The organism is Ruegeria sp. HKCCA5463 (genome assembly GCF_013034175.1).
Classification (GTDB): Bacteria; Pseudomonadota; Alphaproteobacteria; order Rhodobacterales; family Rhodobacteraceae; genus Ruegeria.
Genome location: NZ_WQFL01000001.1, coordinates 930,567 through 948,589, shown reverse-complemented (window position 1 = coordinate 948,589; position 18,023 = coordinate 930,567). Strand labels below are relative to the sequence as shown.

The window sequence follows — 18,023 nt, the reverse complement described above, 5'->3', positions numbered from 1 at the left end:
TTCCCGCTCACGTTACACGTCGAGGCGAGGGCGTGACAAGTCTCAATCAGGGTTGCGGAACCAGTTCAGCACAAAGACGCGTATGGCCGATGCAAGACCCGTTTCCGGGTCGCGGGCCACATCTATTTCGGCCGCCAAGACATTGATTGGCTTGCCTTGTTCCTGAGCGATCTCGCGAAAAGCACGCCAGAATTCATCCTCGAGTGATACCGAGGTTCGGTGTCCTTGCAGGGTCAAAGAGCGTTTGACAGGACGGCCGCTCATTCGTCCAGCTCATGATCGTCGAGGTCGCGCTTTTGTTTTTTCTGTTGAAGCTTCACGACTTCTTTTTCAGCTTTTGTACGCCCAAACGCGACGGCGTTCCGGTCAGCGCGGGCCTTTCTTTCGGTCCGCGCTTTTTCTTTTCGATACCGGTTCAGATTGACCGGCTTGCCCATCAGTCTCTTGGGCCGATCATCTGTTCGGGACGGACGACGGCATCAAAGGTCGCTTCGTCCACAAAGCCCAGCGCGATGGCTTCTTCCTTGAGCGTGGTACCGTTCTTGTGGGCGGTTTTCGCAACGGTGGTCGCATTGTCATAACCGATGGTAGGGGCAAGCGCCGTGACCAGCATCAGCGATTCCTTCATCAGCTTGTCGATGCGCGGCTCGTTCGCTTTGATGCCCATCAGCATCCGCTCGGTAAAGCTGTCGGTGGCATCCCCCAACAGCTGGATCGATTGCAGCAGGTTGTAGGACATCATCGGATTGTAGACGTTCAATTCGAAATGCCCTTGCGACCCGGCAAAATTCATCGCTGCATTGTTGCCCATCACATGCGCGGCGACCTGCGTCAGCGCTTCGGCCTGCGTCGGGTTTACCTTGCCGGGCATGATCGACGAGCCGGGCTCATTTTCCGGCAGGATCAGTTCACCCAGGCCGGAACGAGGCCCGGAGCCCAGGAAACGAATGTCGTTTGCGATCTTGTAGCAGCTGCCGGCAATCGTCGCCAAAGCGCCCGAAAGGAAGACCATGGCATCATGGGCGGCCAGCGCTTCGAACTTGTTCGGCGCCGTCACGAAGGGCAGGTCGGTGATTTGGGCCATATGGCCTGCGACGGCTTTGTCCCAGCCGTGCTGGGTGTTCAGGCCGGTGCCAACGGCCGTTCCGCCCTGGGCCAGTTCATAAATCCCCGGCATCGCCGCATGTACGCGTGCGATCCCCTGACGAATCTGGTGGGCATAGCCACTGAACTCCTGACCCAAGGTCAGCGGTGTCGCGTCCTGTGTATGGGTTCGGCCGATCTTGATGATGTCCTTGAACTCCTCGGCCTTCTGCTCGAGACCGGACGCCAGTTTTTCAAGGCCGAGAAGCAGCACATCGCGTACGCTCATCGCTGTTGCGATATGCATGGCGGTTGGGAAAGTATCGTTCGACGATTGCCCCATGTTGCAGTGGTCATTCGGGTGTACCGGGTCTTTGGATCCGATCTTGCCGCCCAGAATCTCGATGGCTCGGTTGGCGATGACCTCGTTCGCATTCATGTTCGACTGGGTGCCCGAACCCGTCTGCCACACGACCAACGGAAAGTTGTCGTCGAACTTGCCCTCGATCACCTCGCCTGCGGCCTGAATGATCGCATCTGCTATCTTTGCGTCAAGCTTGCCCGTTGCCTTGTTTTCCATGGCGCAGGCTTTCTTGATCACGCCCAACGCGCGCACGATGGCGACCGGCTGTTTTTCCCAGCCGATGGGAAAGTTCATGATCGAGCGCTGCGTTTGGGCGCCCCAATACTTGTCGGCAGGAACCTCGAGCGGGCCAAAGCTGTCGGATTCTGTGCGGGTTTGAGACATCGGTCACTCCGTCTGGTATGCAGTTGTATGCCGTTTAGCCGCAGCCACGCCGTGACGCAATCGGCCAGTTGCGCGCACCTTAAACTTAAGGGCGTCAAAGGTATAGGCGCGGGGTGCGTCACTTTAATCGTTGTTGGCGGGGAATGTGCATTGTTTGCGGATACCTCTGGGCTACAATGGAGCAATAGACGCCATGGAGGACAAAATGCCAAATTTCCATCGCCTTACGCTTGGAAAAGCAGTCGCGATACTTGCAGTTTGCGCTTTGTGGCTGTCGGTTCTGAGCGCAGCGGCCCGCGCGGCAGACATTACACCGTTCATAGGAGATTATATCGGTTCAGCCGAAGTCGTGGACGCGGATGGCACGACAACGCCCCGTGACATGAGCGTTTCCATCGTCGAGACCAAGAACGGTTTCAACGTCAGTTGGCGGACGACGACATACAAACTGGATGGACGCGTAAAGGAACAGAAGTTCTCGATTGATTTTGTTCCGTCAGACCGCCCGGATGTGTTTTCGGCGGCGATGAAACGCAATGTCTTTGGTCACGAAGTCCCGCTGGACCCGATGAAGGGCGAGCCATTTGTATGGGGCCGCATCGTCGACGAAACACTAACCGTGTTCTCTTTGTTCATTGACGAGGACGGAGGATATGAGTTGCAGCAATTCGACCGCACGCTTGCCCAAGGCGGGCTGAACCTCGCGTTTTCACGATTCATAGATGGTCAAAAATCACGATCGGTCGAGACTTTCCTGATGAAACGATAAACCCCGCGCCGGGCGGGGTTTGAAGGTTCATTTCCGAAAGCTGTCCAGCGATACGATATCCGCATCGTGATGTATTTCTTCTTCTTCGACTTCGATGTCGTCTTCGATGAATTGATCTTCTTCGATTTCGTCTTCCGGGCTTTCGAAGCGAAGGCCGAATTCCACGGATGGGTCCACGAAAGTCTTGATTGCAGAATAAGGGACGTACAGCGGTTCCGGGGCATCGCCAAAGTTCAAAGTGATGCCAAAGCCGAGGTCACCAACTTCGAGGTTCTCGAACCAGTGCTGCATGACGATGGTCATTTCTTCGGGATATCGTTCACGCAGCCAGTCGGCGATTTCCACACCATCTTCACGTGTGTCGAAAGTGATGAAAAAGTGGTGCGCCCCGGGTAGACCGGTTTCAGAAACTTCCTTCAGCACTGTTTTGATCAGGCCGCGCATGGCGGTGTGCATCAGGTTTCCATAATCGATGCCTTGCGACATGTGTGATCCTCAAAAGTGGTTATGCTCAGCATAGGGGTTTTGTTCGGAAACGAAAGGGCGGGTACGACCGGATTGATCAGATATTGTGTGCAGCCAGGCCGGCAATCGACATCAGGGCAAGCACGGTTCCCATCCCTAATTTCAGTCGAAAAATCAAGGTCCCAGCAAGGATAGTTAGACCGAATGCGGTAAAATTCAACGCGGAAATCTGCGGCATGGGGATTGCCAGAGGACCCCATGATTTTTCAGACACTGATTCGAAAAGAACATTCAGGGCGAACCACACGGAAAGGTTGAGAATCACCCCGACGACGGCCGCAGTGATTCCATGCAGGGCCGCAGACAGGCGGGGACGCGCGGCCAGACGGTCGAGATATGGGGCCGCAAGAAAAATCCAAAGAAAGCACGGAACGAACGTCGCCCACAATGCAACCGCACCGGCTGCAAGTGCCAGCGTGAACCCGCCGGTCAGTTGCCCGGTCAGCATGGCGACAAACTGTGTGACAAGTATGAGCGGCCCCGGAGTCGTTTCCGCCAGCCCCAGCCCATCAATCATCTGATCCGTGCTGATCCAGTGGTACTGGTCGACAACCGTTTGGGTCATGTAGGCCAATACGGCATATGCGCCGCCAAAGGTTACAACGGCGAGCCGGGCAAAAAACCACCCCAGATCGCTCAGCAGTTGATGGCCTGTGACGCTCAGAGCGACGAGCGGGCCCAACCAAAGGGGCAACCAGACAGCAATCGTTCGCAGAGACCGCGCCAGATGTGGTGTTCCTTCTCGCGTGGGAGTTTCTACGGGTCCTTTGAAGGTCACGTACCCCCAGGCTGCGGCAACGAATATGATCGCCGGAAAAGGAAGGTTCAGCAGAAAAATGGCCAGGAAGGACAGAATTGCGATTGTTCGATGCTCGCGATCATTCAATGCCTTGCGCGAAAGATTGCGGAGCGCCTGCAAAACGATGACGATGACGGTTGCCTTGATGCCCGTGAAGGCCGACTGCACCAAGGGAACATCGCCAAATGCTGAATAGAGCGCGACCAGAACCGCAATCACCAACGCGCCGGGCAACACGAACAAGCTGCCGGCAATCAGCCCGCCGGCAACGCCGCGCAGACGCCACCCCGCATAAGTTGCCAGCTGCATCGCCTCGGGGCCCGGCAGCAACATGCACAGAGACAGGGCGCGCAGGTAAGTCTGTTCATCCAGCCAGGGTCGGCGTTCTACCAATTCCTGATGCATCAAGGAGATCTGAGCCGCAGGGCCGCCGAAAGACAGCAAACCGATCCTGCCAAAGACCTTGGTAATCTCGGCCAGTGTCGGTGTCATGACGTTCGCCCGGTGGGCCAGTCATGGCTTTCGTCAAATCCATCGCGCGCCCAGCGATACATCGCGTCGTAAAGATTCATCCCGGCTTTCAGGTTTTCATGGTCATCGCGATACTGCCTTGAAAGCCCGACGGACACCGCCAACAATCCGGCCGCTTCAGGCGCAAGCGCGTGCCGGTTCGTGTCCGCTGCCCGGATGACTGTCGCCAACCGGTCCAGCGCAGGGGAGTGAAGCCCGAATTCATCCAGCATGGTGTCAAACGTGCAATTGTCGCCTCGGTGGCTCCAGAACGTGTTCTCGATATCAAAAGGTGACGCCCCGAAAACAGTCGCAACGCTTTCGACTTCGCCGGGTGCCACAAACAGGAACTTGGCGTCGGGATCAACAAACCTGCGTATCAGCCAGGGACATGCGATTCTGTCGATCTTTGGCCGGTGACGCGTGACCCACAGCGTATGGCCACCAATTCGATCAGGAATGCGGGCTGCGGGCACACGTGGTGCATCGGCCATGTCGCGCCAGGCATGCATTCCACCTTCCAGATATTCGGCTTGATGCCCTTCGCTGCGCAACCAGGAGACAACGCCCTGGCTCAGCTTTTTGCCTTTCTGACAGATAATCACGGCTGGGCGATCGGAGATCTTGCACGAAAGCTCCCGAAGATCTGCGGCCGGGTGCCGGATTGATGCGGGGATCAGATAGGGATCTTCTTCAAAATCGTCATTCAGGCAGACGTCGAATAGAACGGGCACGTTCGGAGTACCAATCAGACGCAGGAGCTGTTTGGGAGAAATAGAGTTGGGCGATGCCATGGCATGTTTCCTTGTGACCGCGGATACATGCGAAACTTGGGCTGTCGCCTCACGGGGCGTTCGCAATCTTACCCCATGGCAATTGCTAGCGCGCAAGGGTCATGGGGGTCAAGATTGCTTTGGGTTCACGCCCAGTCCAGACGTTGCCCGGTCATGCATACGGGCAGGGTGTCCGATGGAAACTGGCCCAGTTCTTCAAAAAACGAGATGAAGTCAAAATGGTTGTAGGCTTCAACCATCTTTTCGTCCTTGAACCGCGCCATGACCTGGCCGGTGACTTCCATTGGCGCGCCATTGTCAGCCCGAAAAGTACGCACATGCAGAATGGCGGACACCCAGTCGCCGTTTTCGATGATCTTGGGCAATTCGACCTTGATGTCCCCCAGAATATGGCGGAACGCCATGACCAGATCCCGGAAATCGTCCGCACCGACCTGCATTTCCGGAATCAGCCCCTCGGCCATCGTTTCGGGTGCGAAGAACTGATCAATTGCTTCGGTGTTTCCATTTTCCCAAACCTCGGAGTACCACTTTCTGAGTATCTCTGAATTCGTCATCCCAGTTCTCCTGTCCAAGTGCTGGCAAGATGGCAAAAAGGAATGAATAAACTCTGAATCCGCGTAGGGCCGGACGAATAAATTCAGACATGTGGGAGATTAATGCAGGTTTCTGTTGCCAGGTACCTGCGAACCCCGCCTTACGCGGCTAGGCGCAAGGGCTTAAGTTTCGGTCTTGCTACTGCTTACGCAGCAACTGCAACCGGAGCACGATTGTCGTTTGCAATTGTACTGTTTTCGCCGGTAACGGTGGCAGACAGCCGAGACAAAGCTAACCCCTTTAGACGTTCGTCGATCCTGTTTCGGCCCCAAAATCCCCAAACGAAGGATGGTTGGTGGAGCCGCCGGGTACCGCCCCCGGGTCCGATCCGCTTATTACGAGCGCGTTTATGTCCATAGTCCCGAAGGACGACTCTTATATAGGTGAGGTGATGGGTGGATGCAAACTCAGAATGAACGCAACCGTGTTTAACATTTCCAATCTGTTAGGTGGCTTTGTTGAAGTTTGCAGCAATCAGCCAGACGGCCAGAACCAGTTCGATTCCCCCAAAGATCAACGCCTTGGCCAAGGGGGGATTGTCCAGCGCGACCGACACAAACCGGCCCAGCGCTGCACCGGAATAGACAATGCCCAGCATGACATAGGCCATTGGGTTGTTCAGCCAGATAACGGCAATCCCCGTCGCAACAAACAAACCACCGACCGAGGCGCGCATCTCGGACAACCCCATCGTGCTGTTGGTCGGGGCCAAATCCAGGGCCGACGCGGTGTGGGCCGGCGCCAGAAACCCGAATGCGCCGAACCCGATGGTCAGCAATGCCGCGATGACGTTCAGAGTTGCGACCATTCCGGCCCCCTTATGGTTCAGGCCGCGTAGGCGGCGTCAAAGAAATCACGTTCCAGTTCGACAGCGCGATGGAACAGTCGCGTGACCTCGGCCTGTTCGGCCGCATCCAGCGTCGGCCAGACGTTGTCCAGCTGACTGCGCAGATATTCCACGACGCTTTCGAACCCTTCGCCCGCATGTAGCGTGATCCATTCCGCAAACCAGAACGGCAAGCCGTCTTTGGGCGGGTTTTCCGGGCTGGCCCAGCTCAGGTAAACCCATTCCGCCACGACGAGTACCGCCAGCATGTTCTGATAACGGCCAGAGGCTGCGGCTTCGGCCATCAGATCCTGAAACGCGCGTGTGGCGGGCGCGGGCTCGGTGCTGGGCTCAGTGCCCAAAGCGTCCATCGCGCGCAGGAAATAGGTGTTCTCGGGGCCTGTGATCACCGCCAGAAACTGTGCGGCCGGTACGCTGTCAGCAAGGGTCGGCGCATGCGCGATGGCGCTGGCCAAAAGACGCACGAAACCGTCGACGAACTGATAGTCCTGTTGCAGATACCAGCGCATCTTGTTCTCGGGCAGGGTGCCGTCAGACAACTCGCGGGTAAAGGCATGGGATGTGGCGGCCGTCCAGTCGTCGATTTTGCCCTGACGCAGCACTTCGGTTGGGCGGGTTTGGTCCTGCATTCGGAAGCTCCAGTTTTGTTTCGATGCAGACAAAGCGCGTTTCAAAACAAAGTACAAGGTCAGCCAAGTACGGACCAAAGACCCAGACCACCGACCAGAATGAGACTCAGGGCCCAGAGGAGCTCCAGGTTGAACCAGCTGCGCGACAGGAATTGCAGTCCGAGCCAACGATAGACCGCAAAGGCCAAAAAACCGCCCCCCAGAACCATGGCGGCCGTATGCAGCGCGGCGACGCCCAGAACCAAAAGGGTGTTCGTGGTCATGATCTGAGAAATCGCTTGATGGCCCGCGTCCAGTTCATCCACGGCACACAGGCCCAGATAGATTGGAACCAGCATCAGGGCGGCCCCGTGGGCAAGCGCCACAAGAAAAGACCAAAGCGCGAGCCTGCTTGGCGGGATCCGCGAAAGAAAGCGGGGATGACGGCGGGTTATCGCGATGTACAGGCCCATGCCAATCACGACCAGAGCCGCGCCGATGCGGATTTCACTTTGATAATCGACCAGTACGGCCATCAGGGCAAAAGGAAGAAGTACGCCGAGCATGGCTACGAAATGCCCGCCAGCCAAAGCCGCGAGTGCACCCCAAAGCGCGGATTGGCGTTGTTCCATCAAAGCCGAAGACACTGCCAGTGGCCAGCCCATGCCGGGGTTCAGGCCGTGATAGGCTCCGCTCAGAACAACGGCCAGCCACAGGCCAGCCGTTGATGACATCAAAAATTCCAACTCAGACCGACGGATAGCAGAAGCTGTCGGTTGAACAGTCTCCGCCTTCCAACCGGATCTGGTGGCTGCGATAGCCCTTGGGAAACTCTACCCAGAACTTCGGATCCAATGTCAGACCACCATTCTCGCCGACATCAGCCTTGACCATGGCCGCACCACCTTCCTCGGGGTAGAACTGATCGTCCCACGTGGAATAGAGCGAATTGGTCCAATAGACGCGTTTGCCGTCGCGGCTGATTTCGACCATCTGTGGACCATAGCCAAAGGTTTGACCATTTGGATGCTTTGTCTTTTTGACGATTCCGCCGATCTCGACCTTGCCTGCCAGGGTTGGGTTCATCGGGTCGGATACATCGTATTGATGCATCTCGCCGGTTCCCCAGCACGCGACATAGAGGTACTTGTCGTCCAGGCTCAGGTCGATATCAGTGACCAGCGGCGGAACGGCTGAGAAGCCCTTCAGAAGGTCAGGAAGATCATCAGGATCAGCGGGTTGCGGATCGATTGTTATGGTCTTCTTGGCTTCGAACGTGCCGTCATCATTGCGCCACCAGGTGAAGATCGCACCTTGCAGGTTGGTCGTATCGACGACAACGCCGCAGAACCCGTATTGTTTTACGGGATCATGCGCGGGGCGGATTTCCAAGGCCATCTGATGGTTTTCGCCCAGATCGATGGTTTGAATATTCGTCCGGTTCCGAAGGTTCCAGAAATGGATCCGGTGGCCGTATTTGTTGGACAGCAGATCCTCGGCCACCAGCCCGTTTTCGAATTGCGGCGGCAGCCCCCATTCGGAACTGACCATGTAGTCACGCGGCAGGTTCCACCAGAAATCATAATGCTTGTCCTGCACGCCGCGCTCGATCTCATAGCGCCCGATGATATCGAAGGTCTCGCAATTCATGATGAATATGCCCGGAGGGCCATCTGTGCCGTCGGGGCCGCCGCCACCAAGGGTGCTGACATAGATGCCCTCAGGCCCGCAATGGATCGTGTGCGGACGGGAATACCCTGTCTTTGCAAAGACTTCTTCGGGTTCGATGATCTTGTGAATCTTGGCTTCTAGCGGGTTCTTCACGTCAATGACATAAATCCGGCTGGACCGGATGCCCGGGATGATCAGATAGCGCCGCTCCAGAAACGCGTGACCGCTCAGCGGCGACAGGGAAGAAGAACAGGCGTTCCAGCCGAAATGGTGAAATTCGTCACCCTTTTCGGGCATGATCACCTGATGCACGATCTTTCCGAAATCGTCCGAGCTTGGATCGACATTCACAACCGCCAGCCCGTCGGGTTGAGAAAAGTCAGGGCTGAGCATCAGCGTGAATGCAAGCGTCTCAGCGGGGCCCTCCATCGCCAGTTTTGCGGATGGATAAAAACTTGGGTCCGGTCTTTGGTTCATAACGTCCTCCCGTAAGTCATTGAACTTCAATTCATATTGAGAGTTCCGATCTTGGCGCCGGATGACAATCTGCCCGCTTTTTTGCCCCTTGTTCTGATCTTGTTTCGAATGCGGCCCTCAGGTCGGTTTACGTTTGCTTTCGGCCACGTCATGGGCCAGCCGTCGTGTGTAATGTTCCAGATCAATAAGTGCGGTGTCTACGGTGTCTGCGTCTTTTGCCTCAAGCGCGTCCACTATTCTGCTGTGCAGTCCGATGATCTCTTCGCGGGATCGCGCGGTAAACGTGATCATGTTCATCAACGGTTGCATCGCTTCCACGGCGCCTGCCAGCTGATAGGACAGGACCGGGTTGCCAGCCCCATCCACCAGCGCGCGATGGAAAGTCACGTCCGAGGCGCAAAATGCTTCGTCCGTCAGGCCCGGTTGGGACTGGCGGAATATTTCTGCCCGCATGGTCGCCAGGTGATCTGCCGTGCGCCGCTGCGCTGACAAAGGCGCACAGGCCCTTTCCAGGGCATATCGCGCTTCGCATGCGGTATCGAAGCTGACCGCATTCATCGACAGCAGCAATGTCGAAGTCGTGACTTGCTGAGAATAGGCATCCTCAAAGCTCAGGCGATTCACGAACGCTCCGCCAGAAGCGCCGCGTTGCGTGCGGATCAAGGATTGCGCGGCCAGCCGTTTCAATGCCTCACGTACGGTCGGGCGAGAGACCTGGAACTGATCCGACAGTTCGGCTTCGGATGGCAGGCGCGCGTCCACGATCAGTTCACCCGATACGATCGCATCCCGAATGGCCTGGGCGATCTGGGCAGACAGGTCTGCGGTTTTCCGGGGCGCGGTTTTCATCTTTAGACGACCTTGGGCAAATTTTTATTTGTCTGACATTTAAAAGTCTGACATTTGAAAAGCAAGGGAGTTGAGTCGGGAGGCCGAAGTGAGTCGTACGTGGCTGCGCAGCGGAATGTGGCTGGGCTTTTATGTTCTGATCTTGTGGGCGTGGTGGGTCATGTTCTCGATGAGCCGGGAAATGGACCTTGATCTGATCGGCCGTCCGGGGCCGATGGGGCAGGCGATGGCCGCGATGGATCCGCGCATGGATATGTACATGCCCATGGCCGAGTTCGGGCCGCTGTTTTCAATGTGGGCGATCATGATGGCGGCCATGATGCTGCCGACCCTGATCCCGACCCTGCGCAGTTACGATGACCTGATCCGCAGCGCAAGTGGCAGCCGCGCCGGCTGGCTGGGGGTTCTGGCCGGGTATTCCGTCGTCTGGGTCGGGTTTGCGGCCGTGATCGCAGGAATTCAGTTGGTTCTGCTGTTTGGCGGTGTTGTCGATATGCTGGGAATTGCCAAATCCGGATGGGTCGCGGGCGGCTTGATGATTGCCGTGGGCGCCTTTCAGTTTTCCCGCGCCAAAGAGGTGTGCCACGGTGTCTGCCATGCCCCGATGACCTATTTCCTGGGACATTGGAGAACCGGTTTTGCAGGTGGCGTGCGCATGGGCCTGGGTCTTGGCGCCTTTTGCGTCGGCTGTTGCTGGGGCTTTATGGCACTCGGCTTTGTCGGCGGTGTTATGAGCCTGTTGTGGATGGGGCTCGCGACCCTGTTCATGGTTTTGGAGAAACTTCCTCAGATCGGGCACGCCGTGACCCGTCCAATGGGGTTTGTGTTGATTGCGGGCGGTCTTGTCCTGCTCGTGTATCCAATTAGCTACGGAGGATAAGCCAATGGCTAAAAACAGAAAACCAGACGCCGATCGGCTGCCCGTCAGCCAGCGTATCGACAGCCGCATGCCCAATCCCAAGCGGCGAGAGATGAGCCCGACGGAATGGGCCATCAAGGGCGAGTTAATCCTGAATTGTTCATGCGACGTGTTCTGCCCCTGCGTGGTGTCGCTAGGCTCACATCCCCCGACCGAAGGTCACTGCCATGCTTGGATGGGCATCATCGTTGATGAAGGCCACTATGAAGGCGAGGATCTGTCGGGTTTGAATGTCGGACTGCTGGTCGATATTCCGGGCCGGATGGGGGAAGGCCAGTGGAAAGTCGCCGCTTATGTCGACGAGCGCGCAAGCGGCAAAGCTTATAACGGTTTGTTGCAAATCTTCAGCGGTCAGGCGGGCGGCACGACCGGTCTGTTTACCATGCTGGTCAGCGAGATCATTGGTGCGGAACGGGCGCCGGTCCAGATTGAGCGCGACGGAAACAAACGTCGGATCGCGATTGGTCGCAAAATCCAGGGAGAGATCGAGATGCTTGCGGGCAAGGACCCGGAGCATCCGGTGATGGTCTCAAATTCCAAATATTGGATGGGACCTGACATCATCGTGGCGCGTGGCACCAAATCGAAGGTGCGCGACTATGGCCGGGTCTGGGACTTTGGCGGCAAGTCCGCTGAAATCTGCCCCATCGACTGGCACGGGCCAAAATGATGATCACGGGCGCGTATGCGCAGGAAATGGCGCGGTACAATCACTGGCAGAACAAGCAGTTGGCAGAGTTTTTGCAATCTCTGACATCCAAGGAACTGACCCTCGAACGCGGGGCGTTCTTTGGCTCGATCATGGGCACGGTAAACCATTTGTTGTGGGGCGACTGGATGTGGATGTCGCGTTTCGAAAAGCGCGACGGGCCCGACGGCACTATTCACAAGGCCGGCGGGGGTATCCATGAAAGTGTATACCTGTGCCCGGACCTGCAAAGCTGGTTGGCGTTACGCGAAAAGATCGACGCGCGTATCCTGAACTGGGCCGAAGGGTTGGGGGACGATCCGCTGACCGGCTCGTTCACGTGGTATTCCGCCGCGAAAGAGGCTGATGTCACAATGTCTTACGCGTTGTGCGTGATCCATTTCTTCAATCACCAGACCCACCACAGGGGGCAAGTGCATAAAATGCTGACCGAGACGGGCTCGGAAGCGCCTGTGAGTGATATCGTCTTTATGCCTCAGGAGGTATGAATGCCACAGATTTCCGCGTCACGCCGCTTGCGGCGCACTCCGTTCTCTGAAGGGGTCGAAGCTGCCGGGGTCAAGGGCTATACGGTCTACAACCGTATGTTGTTGCCGACGGTTTTTGAAAGCGTTGAAGCCGATTACCGGCACCTGAAGAACCATGTGCAGGTCTGGGATGTGTCGTGCGAGCGGCAGGTTGAATTGCGTGGCCCTGATGCTGCGCGCCTGATGCAGATGCTGACCCCGCGTGATCTGCGCGGTATGCTTCCGGGGCAATGTTTCTATGTGCCGATCGTTGACGAAACCGGCGGCATGCTGAACGACCCGGTGGCGGTGAAGTTGTCCGAAGACCGATGGTGGATCTCGATTGCCGACAGTGATCTGTTGCTGTGGGTCAAGGGTATCGCCGTTGGGTACCGTCTGGATGTGCTGGTGGATGAACCGGACGTGTCGCCGCTTGCCGTTCAGGGCCCGAAGGCGGACGAGCTGATGGCCCGTGTCTTCGGGGACCGAGTGCGCGACATCCGTTTCTTCAAATTTGATATGTTCGAGTTCGAGGGGCGCGATCTGGCCGTCGCGCGATCCGGTTATTCGAAACAGGGTGGTTTCGAGATATACGTGGAAGGTGTCGATATCGGCATGCCTTTGTGGAACGCCCTGTTTGCCGCGGGCGAAGACCTGCATGTGCGCGCGGGTTGCCCGAACCTGATCGAACGCATTGAGGGCGGTCTGTTGTCCTATGGGAACGACATGACCGACGACAACACCCCGCATGAATGCGGTCTGGGAAAGTTCTGCAACACGCACACCGCAATCGGCTGCATCGGTCGGGACGCTCTGTTGCGTGTCGCCAAGGAAGGGCCGGTGCAGCAAATCCGACCTATCGCCATTGATGGTGATCCGGTGCCGGGTTGCGATCGTCCCTGGGACCTGTTTGCAAGCGGCAAGCGCGTGGGGCAGGTGACATCGGCGGCTTGGTCTCCGGATTTTGAAACCAATGTGGCGATCGGTATGGTGCGCCTGAGCCATTGGGATGCCGGGACGGAACTGGAAGTGGAAACACCGGCCGGGATGCGCCGCGCGACCGTGCAATCGCATTTCTGGATCTAGCAGAATCAAGGACGCTGCCGCGTCGACCTCGGGATATTTTGAACCAGCTGACGACATGGGCTGGTCGCTGAACACGAAAGGAATGACAAATGTTCAATGCACTTGTGATGGACAAGGATGAAGAGAGCGGACTTGCCACCGGCTCGATCAAACAATTGTCGGTGGATGATCTGCCGCATGGTGATGTCACGGTTGCGGTCGAATATTCCACGGTGAACTACAAGGATGGCCTGTGCCTGTCTCCGAAAGGGGGCGGGCTGGTGCGGGCCTATCCGCATGTCCCGGGCATTGACTACGCCGGCACGGTCGAGGCCTCATCGGATGACCGCTACAAACCCGGTGACAAGGTTGTTCTGACCGGATGGCGCGTCGGTGAGGCACACTGGGGCGGCTATTCGCAAAAAGCCAACGCGCGGGCCGATTGGCTGGTGCCGCTGCCCGATGGGCTGACAACGCGTCAGGCAATGGCTGTGGGCACCGCCGGGTTTACTGCGATGCTGGCGGTCATGGCGCTGGAGGATCATGGGCTGACCTCGGATCGTGGACCGGTATTGGTGACCGGAGCCGCGGGCGGCGTCGGATCGGTGGCCACGGCCATTCTTGGCAATTTGGGCTATGAGGTCGCCGCGGTCACCGGACGGCCCGAAACCGGTGACTATCTGAAATCACTTGGTGCGACGACCATCGTGCCGCGCGACGACCTGAACGAGACCACAAAACGTCCACTGGAAAGCGAAACATGGGCGGGCTGCGTTGATGCTGTGGGCGGCGCCATGCTGGCGCGTGTTCTGGGCCAGATGAAATACGGATGTTCAGTTGCTGCGGTTGGTTTGGCAGGGGGCGCTGCTTTGCCAGCGACGGTGATTCCGTTCCTGCTGCGCGGCGTGAACCTTTTGGGCATCGACAGCGTGATGCAGCCCTATGACAACAGGGTGCGCGCGTGGAAACGGATCGCCACGGATCTGCCGATGGACAAGCTTGAAGCGATGGTTCAACCGGCCGGTCTGTCCGATCTGCCGCAACTGGGCGCCGACATTCTGAAAGGTCAGGTCAAGGGGCGCGTCGTGGTGGACGTGAACGCCTGAGGCTGACCCATGAACTCAACCTGGCCGAAGAAACTCGGCCAGGTTCCGGAAAAGATGTTTGCCCAAATTGGTCGCAACACCTCTGGCCATTGATACAATTCCCGATCATGATTGCTATACATCCCAATTGCGATGGCGTAAGACCCATCCAAAGATTACCTGAAGACGGGGAGTGAGCAGAATGTCTGACGACTTCGAACTGGACACCGATGATCTGCAGCGCCGCATGGATGGCGCAATGGCCAATCTGAAAACCGAATTTGCATCATTGCGAACAGGGCGTGCTTCGGCCTCGATGCTGGAACCTGTCATGGTTGACGCTTACGGTTCGATGACACCGATCAACCAGGTGGGCACCGTGAACGTGCCCGAACCGCGAATGGTCACTGTAAACGTCTGGGACAAGTCACTGGTGGGTAAGGTGGAAAAGGCCATCCGCGAAAGCGGCCTTGGGATCAATCCGCAATTGAACGGCACCATCATAATGCTGCCGATACCCGAGTTGAACGAAGAACGTCGCCGCGAGTTGAGCAAGGTCGCCGGTCACTACGCGGAAAACGCGCGCATTGCGATCCGGAACGTGCGTCGCGATGGCATGGATCAGATCAAGAAGGCCAAGGCGGACGGCATGTCGGAAGATGACCAGAAGCTTTGGGAAAGTGAAGTTCAGGACATGACGGATGAGATGATCAAGGCCGTAGATGCTGCGCTCGAAACCAAGCAAGCCGAAATCATGCAGGTCTGAGCCGAACTGATGCCAAAAGACCCGCAAACCGAGCTGGAGTCCGGCCCGCGCCATGTGGCCATCATCATGGATGGCAATGGTCGTTGGGCGCAGGCACGCGGCCGTCCCCGTCTGTTCGGCCACCATGCAGGGGCGCGGCGCGTGCGCGAGGTTGTCGAGGCCTGCCCTGGTTTGGGGATCAAGTACCTGACGGTGTTCGCTTTTTCGACCGAAAACTGGAAGCGGACCCAGGTCGAGGTGGCCGGCCTGATGAACCTGTTCCGCCGCTATATCATCAAGGAAACCCGGACACTTGCGGATAATGGCATCCGCGTTCGGTTCATCGGAGATCGGGTCCGGCTGGATTCCAAGTTGATCGAGTTGATGGACTCGCTGGAAGAAGAAACCAAGAACAACGATCTGGTTCATTTGACCGTCGCGCTGAATTACGGTGGGCGCGACGAGGTCGCTCGCGCCACAAAGCGTCTGGCACGGGATGTGGCTGAAGGGCGGCTGAAACCCGAAGAGGTGGATGAAGAAACTCTTCCTAAGTATCTGGATACGCGTGTTCTTCCTGATCCCGACCTTGTTATTCGAACCAGCGGTGAAGCACGGATTTCAAACTTTCTTCTGTGGCAATCGGCTTACTCGGAATATGAATTCATCGACACCCTCTGGCCGGACTTCACTGCTGCTGAACTGGCCCGTCTGTGCCAGAATTACGGCACCAGAGATCGGCGGTTCGGAGCGGTTCTGGCATGAGAGACGGCCGATGGTCTGACCTGACAACACGGGTTCTTTCTGCTGCAGTTCTGGTCGTGATCGGATCAATCGAAGTCTGGCTTGGCGGGTGGTGGTTCGAAACCTTCATTGCCGCAGCCTGTGGTCTGATGACGTGGGAATTGGTTCGAATGATCGACCCGCAAGCCCGCGGCGTGGCCGTTCAATTGGGGATTCTGACAAGTATCACCGTGGTTCTCAGCTATCATCTCCCGCCAATTTACACTTTGCCGGTCGTGCTTGCGCCAGCGCTTGTGGGAGTGGGGCAGATCAGTCGTTCGAAGGTTCTGTTCGGGATGTTCGTGGTCTGGATCGTCGGAGCCGGGCTGGGTTTCATTTCGATCCGCGAAAATTCCGGTTTTGGCTGGATGGTTTGGCTGATTGCTGTCGTGGTCGCCACGGACGTCGCGGGCTATTTCGTGGGCAAGGCGGTTGGTGGCCCGAAATTCTGGCCCAAGGTCAGCCCGAAGAAGACGTGGTCGGGAACCGCCGGAGGGTGGGCCGCCGCGGCATGTGTCGGCGCGGTTTTTGCAAGCCTGGCCGGCTTTGGATTCGCTTTTGTCGTTGTTTCCGTTTTGGCTTCAATGGCAAGTCAGGCTGGTGATATTGTTGAAAGCGCGGTCAAGCGCAAGTTCGGTGTCAAAGACAGTTCGAACCTGATACCGGGCCATGGCGGCTTTCTGGATCGGTTCGATGGCATGATGGGGGCCGCGCTGTTTGTTCTTATCGCGGGGCTGATCTATTCGCCGGGTGAAATGTAATGCGAAAGGTATCTGTTTTTGGAGCCACCGGGTCGATCGGGCAGAACACGATTGATCTGATTTCGCGCGCACCGTCCGAGTATGACGTCGTGGCCTTGACCGGTGGTGCCAATATTCAAAGGCTTGCGGATGACGCGCGTCGGCTCGATGCCGATATTGCCGTCACCGCTCATGAAGACCGGCTTGATGACCTGCGTTCCGCTTTGGCCGGCAGTGACGTCGAGGCGGCTGCGGGCCGGCGTGCGATCGTCGAGGCTGCGGCACGTCCGGCGGATTGGATCATGTCGGCCATTGTCGGCTCGGCCGGGTTGGCGCCGGGCATCGAGGCGTTGAAACAGGGGACGACCCTGGCGCTGGCAAACAAAGAGACATTGGTCTGCGCAGGATCATTGGTTCTGGATACGGCCAAACAGCATGGCGCGCGATTGCTGCCGGTCGACAGCGAGCATTCGGCAGTGTTTCAGGCTTTGGTCGGTGAAGACGTCGAAACCGTCGAGCGCGTGATCATCACCGCCAGCGGCGGGGCGTTCCGAGATTGGCCCCTGAGAGAACTGGTGAACGCGACTGTTGAACAAGCCTCCAGCCATCCGAATTGGGATATGGGGCAGCGTATCACCATCGACAGCGCATCGATGTTCAACAAAGCGTTGGAAGTCATAGAAACAAAAGAATATTTCGGTGTCGAACCGGATCAGATCGAAGTGCTGGTGCATCCGGAATCCATAGTACACGCCCTGGTCGGGTATCGTGATGGTGCGATGATGGCCCATATGGGGGCACCCGATATGCGCCACGCCATCGGTTACGCGCTGCATTGGCCCGAAAGACGGGAATTGCCGATACAGCGCCTTGATTTGGCCAAGCTGGGGCAGTTGCGTTTCAACGCGCCGGATCTGGCACGTTATCCCGCATTGAAACTGGCCCGGGACGTGATGGCGCGTGGCGGTCTGGCGGGTGCTGTTTTCAACGCCGCGAAGGAACGTGCGCTGGATCATTTCATCGCGCGCCGCACCGGATTTCTGGATATGGCTGATGCCGTCGCCGCGGTTCTCGACAGGTTCGACGCGTCAGACAGCCTTATTGATGCCCCGATGACCCTTGATAACGTACAGCAAACAGACCATCTGGCACGTCAGTGGGTCGATGACGCTGTGGTGGAACGAGCAGGATAGAATT

The 18,023-nt window shown here is 57.4% G+C and carries 22 protein-coding genes and 1 other RNA gene; 10 read left to right on the top strand and 13 right to left on the bottom strand.

Annotated features, from left to right (window positions below):
• Nucleotides 1–42 precede the first annotated feature (42 nt).
• The 3 genes from GOW09_RS04755 to fumC are packed head-to-tail and all read right to left on the bottom strand — an operon-like array spanning nucleotide 43 to nucleotide 1,831.
• Complete coding sequence (locus GOW09_RS04755) at nucleotides 43–264, bottom strand: ribbon-helix-helix domain-containing protein (protein WP_171116045.1); 222 nt, start codon at nucleotides 262–264, stop codon at nucleotides 43–45.
• Nucleotides 261–437 carry a DUF4169 family protein gene (locus tag GOW09_RS04750; protein ID WP_171116043.1) on the bottom strand — a complete coding sequence of 59 codons (177 nt, stop codon included), beginning with the start codon at nucleotides 435–437 and terminating at the stop codon, nucleotides 261–263. The genes GOW09_RS04755 and GOW09_RS04750 overlap by 4 nt, the downstream gene beginning before the upstream one ends.
• Nucleotides 437–1,831 (bottom strand): class II fumarate hydratase, encoded by a 1,395-nt coding sequence (fumC, locus tag GOW09_RS04745; RefSeq protein WP_171116041.1) that lies wholly within the window; start codon nucleotides 1,829–1,831, stop codon nucleotides 437–439. The genes GOW09_RS04750 and fumC overlap by 1 nt, the downstream gene beginning before the upstream one ends.
• A 205-nt stretch (nucleotides 1,832–2,036) precedes the next feature.
• Between fumC and GOW09_RS04740 the strand changes: the two genes are divergently transcribed.
• A complete protein-coding gene (locus GOW09_RS04740; RefSeq protein ID WP_171116039.1) occupies nucleotides 2,037–2,600 on the top strand; it encodes a hypothetical protein in 564 nt (187 codons plus the stop codon).
• A 27-nt stretch (nucleotides 2,601–2,627) separates the two neighbouring features.
• On the opposite strand, the gene GOW09_RS04735 is transcribed toward GOW09_RS04740, so the two are convergent.
• The 10 genes from GOW09_RS04735 to GOW09_RS04690 all read right to left on the bottom strand — a co-directional run bounded on the left by GOW09_RS04735 (nucleotide 2,628) and on the right by GOW09_RS04690 (nucleotide 10,277).
• A complete protein-coding gene (locus GOW09_RS04735) occupies nucleotides 2,628–3,086 on the bottom strand; it encodes an SspB family protein (protein WP_171116037.1) in 459 nt (152 codons plus the stop codon).
• 76 nt (nucleotides 3,087–3,162) lie between these two features.
• Nucleotides 3,163–4,416, bottom strand: a complete 1,254-nt coding sequence (gene chrA, locus GOW09_RS04730; RefSeq protein WP_171116035.1) for a chromate efflux transporter — start codon at nucleotides 4,414–4,416, stop codon at nucleotides 3,163–3,165.
• On the bottom strand, nucleotides 4,413–5,228 hold the full coding sequence (locus GOW09_RS04725) for a sulfurtransferase/chromate resistance protein (protein WP_171116033.1): 816 nt from the start codon (nucleotides 5,226–5,228) through the stop codon (nucleotides 4,413–4,415). Before GOW09_RS04725 ends, chrA begins: the two co-directional genes overlap by 4 nt.
• A 125-nt stretch (nucleotides 5,229–5,353) precedes the next feature.
• The gene (locus GOW09_RS04720; RefSeq protein ID WP_171116031.1) at nucleotides 5,354–5,785 is read right to left on the bottom strand and encodes an ester cyclase; all 432 of its coding nucleotides are present in this window, start codon (nucleotides 5,783–5,785) and stop codon (nucleotides 5,354–5,356) included.
• 101 nt (nucleotides 5,786–5,886) lie between these two features.
• Nucleotides 5,887–6,234: a transfer-messenger RNA gene (gene ssrA, locus GOW09_RS04715) on the bottom strand.
• Nucleotides 6,235–6,270: 36 nt separating this feature from the next.
• Complete coding sequence (locus GOW09_RS04710) at nucleotides 6,271–6,633, bottom strand: DUF4345 family protein (protein WP_171116029.1); 363 nt, start codon at nucleotides 6,631–6,633, stop codon at nucleotides 6,271–6,273.
• A gap of 17 nt (nucleotides 6,634–6,650) precedes the next feature.
• On the bottom strand, nucleotides 6,651–7,301 hold the full coding sequence (locus tag GOW09_RS04705) for a TenA family protein (protein ID WP_171116027.1): 651 nt from the start codon (nucleotides 7,299–7,301) through the stop codon (nucleotides 6,651–6,653).
• Nucleotides 7,302–7,360: 59 nt separating this feature from the next.
• Entirely contained in the window at nucleotides 7,361–8,014 is a 654-nt protein-coding gene (locus GOW09_RS04700) for a hypothetical protein (RefSeq protein WP_171116025.1), read from the bottom strand.
• A 13-nt stretch (nucleotides 8,015–8,027) separates the two neighbouring features.
• Nucleotides 8,028–9,428, bottom strand: a complete 1,401-nt coding sequence (locus tag GOW09_RS04695; RefSeq protein ID WP_171116023.1) for a selenium-binding protein SBP56-related protein — start codon at nucleotides 9,426–9,428, stop codon at nucleotides 8,028–8,030.
• A gap of 117 nt (nucleotides 9,429–9,545) precedes the next feature.
• On the bottom strand, nucleotides 9,546–10,277 hold the full coding sequence (locus tag GOW09_RS04690; protein WP_171116021.1) for a FadR/GntR family transcriptional regulator: 732 nt from the start codon (nucleotides 10,275–10,277) through the stop codon (nucleotides 9,546–9,548).
• 115 nt (nucleotides 10,278–10,392) lie between these two features.
• On the opposite strand from GOW09_RS04690, the gene GOW09_RS04685 reads away from it, so the two are divergent.
• From GOW09_RS04685 to dxr, 9 genes are all read left to right on the top strand, one after another.
• Complete coding sequence (locus GOW09_RS04685; RefSeq protein ID WP_171116552.1) at nucleotides 10,393–11,157, top strand: DUF2182 domain-containing protein; 765 nt, start codon at nucleotides 10,393–10,395, stop codon at nucleotides 11,155–11,157.
• A gap of 4 nt (nucleotides 11,158–11,161) precedes the next feature.
• Nucleotides 11,162–11,866 (top strand): DUF1326 domain-containing protein, encoded by a 705-nt coding sequence (locus tag GOW09_RS04680; protein ID WP_171116019.1) that lies wholly within the window; start codon nucleotides 11,162–11,164, stop codon nucleotides 11,864–11,866.
• A complete protein-coding gene (locus tag GOW09_RS04675) occupies nucleotides 11,866–12,393 on the top strand; it encodes a DinB family protein (protein WP_171116550.1) in 528 nt (175 codons plus the stop codon). Before GOW09_RS04680 ends, GOW09_RS04675 begins: the two co-directional genes overlap by 1 nt.
• Nucleotides 12,394–13,497, top strand: a complete 1,104-nt coding sequence (locus tag GOW09_RS04670; RefSeq protein ID WP_171116017.1) for a dimethylsulfoniopropionate demethylase — start codon at nucleotides 12,394–12,396, stop codon at nucleotides 13,495–13,497. It begins immediately after the preceding gene.
• 89 nt (nucleotides 13,498–13,586) lie between these two features.
• On the top strand, nucleotides 13,587–14,582 hold the full coding sequence (gene acuI, locus GOW09_RS04665; RefSeq protein WP_171116015.1) for an acryloyl-CoA reductase: 996 nt from the start codon (nucleotides 13,587–13,589) through the stop codon (nucleotides 14,580–14,582).
• Nucleotides 14,583–14,763: 181 nt separating this feature from the next.
• Nucleotides 14,764–15,327 (top strand): ribosome recycling factor, encoded by a 564-nt coding sequence (gene frr, locus GOW09_RS04660; RefSeq protein WP_171116013.1) that lies wholly within the window; start codon nucleotides 14,764–14,766, stop codon nucleotides 15,325–15,327.
• Between the two features lie 9 nt (nucleotides 15,328–15,336).
• Nucleotides 15,337–16,068, top strand: coding sequence for an isoprenyl transferase (locus tag GOW09_RS04655; RefSeq protein WP_171116012.1), 732 nt, complete (start codon nucleotides 15,337–15,339; stop codon nucleotides 16,066–16,068).
• Nucleotides 16,065–16,847: a phosphatidate cytidylyltransferase gene (locus GOW09_RS04650; protein WP_152457923.1), complete on the top strand. Its 783-nt coding sequence runs from the start codon at nucleotides 16,065–16,067 to the stop codon at nucleotides 16,845–16,847. Before GOW09_RS04655 ends, GOW09_RS04650 begins: the two co-directional genes overlap by 4 nt.
• On the top strand, nucleotides 16,847–18,019 hold the full coding sequence (gene dxr / locus GOW09_RS04645; RefSeq protein WP_171116009.1) for a 1-deoxy-D-xylulose-5-phosphate reductoisomerase: 1,173 nt from the start codon (nucleotides 16,847–16,849) through the stop codon (nucleotides 18,017–18,019). Before GOW09_RS04650 ends, dxr begins: the two co-directional genes overlap by 1 nt.
• Nucleotides 18,020–18,023 lie beyond the last annotated feature (4 nt).

Bases quoted from the DNA above. Each gene is read 5' to 3' on its own strand.
- GOW09_RS04755 (WP_171116045.1), bottom strand. From the start codon at position 264: ATGAGCGGCCGTCCTGTCAAACGCTCTTTGACCCTGCAAGGACACCGA.
- GOW09_RS04750 (WP_171116043.1), bottom strand. From the start codon at position 437: ATGGGCAAGCCGGTCAATCTGAACCGGTATCGAAAAGAAAAAGCGCGG.
- fumC (WP_171116041.1), bottom strand. From the start codon at position 1,831: ATGTCTCAAACCCGCACAGAATCCGACAGCTTTGGCCCGCTCGAGGTT.
- GOW09_RS04740 (WP_171116039.1), top strand. From the start codon at position 2,037: ATGCCAAATTTCCATCGCCTTACGCTTGGAAAAGCAGTCGCGATACTT.
- GOW09_RS04735 (WP_171116037.1), bottom strand. From the start codon at position 3,086: ATGTCGCAAGGCATCGATTATGGAAACCTGATGCACACCGCCATGCGC.
- chrA (WP_171116035.1), bottom strand. From the start codon at position 4,416: ATGACACCGACACTGGCCGAGATTACCAAGGTCTTTGGCAGGATCGGT.
- GOW09_RS04725 (WP_171116033.1), bottom strand. From the start codon at position 5,228: ATGGCATCGCCCAACTCTATTTCTCCCAAACAGCTCCTGCGTCTGATT.
- GOW09_RS04720 (WP_171116031.1), bottom strand. From the start codon at position 5,785: ATGACGAATTCAGAGATACTCAGAAAGTGGTACTCCGAGGTTTGGGAA.
- GOW09_RS04710 (WP_171116029.1), bottom strand. From the start codon at position 6,633: ATGGTCGCAACTCTGAACGTCATCGCGGCATTGCTGACCATCGGGTTC.
- GOW09_RS04705 (WP_171116027.1), bottom strand. From the start codon at position 7,301: ATGCAGGACCAAACCCGCCCAACCGAAGTGCTGCGTCAGGGCAAAATC.
- GOW09_RS04700 (WP_171116025.1), bottom strand. From the start codon at position 8,014: ATGTCATCAACGGCTGGCCTGTGGCTGGCCGTTGTTCTGAGCGGAGCC.
- GOW09_RS04695 (WP_171116023.1), bottom strand. From the start codon at position 9,428: ATGAACCAAAGACCGGACCCAAGTTTTTATCCATCCGCAAAACTGGCG.
- GOW09_RS04690 (WP_171116021.1), bottom strand. From the start codon at position 10,277: ATGAAAACCGCGCCCCGGAAAACCGCAGACCTGTCTGCCCAGATCGCC.
- GOW09_RS04685 (WP_171116552.1), top strand. From the start codon at position 10,393: ATGTGGCTGGGCTTTTATGTTCTGATCTTGTGGGCGTGGTGGGTCATG.
- GOW09_RS04680 (WP_171116019.1), top strand. From the start codon at position 11,162: ATGGCTAAAAACAGAAAACCAGACGCCGATCGGCTGCCCGTCAGCCAG.
- GOW09_RS04675 (WP_171116550.1), top strand. From the start codon at position 11,866: ATGATCACGGGCGCGTATGCGCAGGAAATGGCGCGGTACAATCACTGG.
- GOW09_RS04670 (WP_171116017.1), top strand. From the start codon at position 12,394: ATGCCACAGATTTCCGCGTCACGCCGCTTGCGGCGCACTCCGTTCTCT.
- acuI (WP_171116015.1), top strand. From the start codon at position 13,587: ATGTTCAATGCACTTGTGATGGACAAGGATGAAGAGAGCGGACTTGCC.
- frr (WP_171116013.1), top strand. From the start codon at position 14,764: ATGTCTGACGACTTCGAACTGGACACCGATGATCTGCAGCGCCGCATG.
- GOW09_RS04655 (WP_171116012.1), top strand. From the start codon at position 15,337: ATGCCAAAAGACCCGCAAACCGAGCTGGAGTCCGGCCCGCGCCATGTG.
- GOW09_RS04650 (WP_152457923.1), top strand. From the start codon at position 16,065: ATGAGAGACGGCCGATGGTCTGACCTGACAACACGGGTTCTTTCTGCT.
- dxr (WP_171116009.1), top strand. From the start codon at position 16,847: ATGCGAAAGGTATCTGTTTTTGGAGCCACCGGGTCGATCGGGCAGAAC.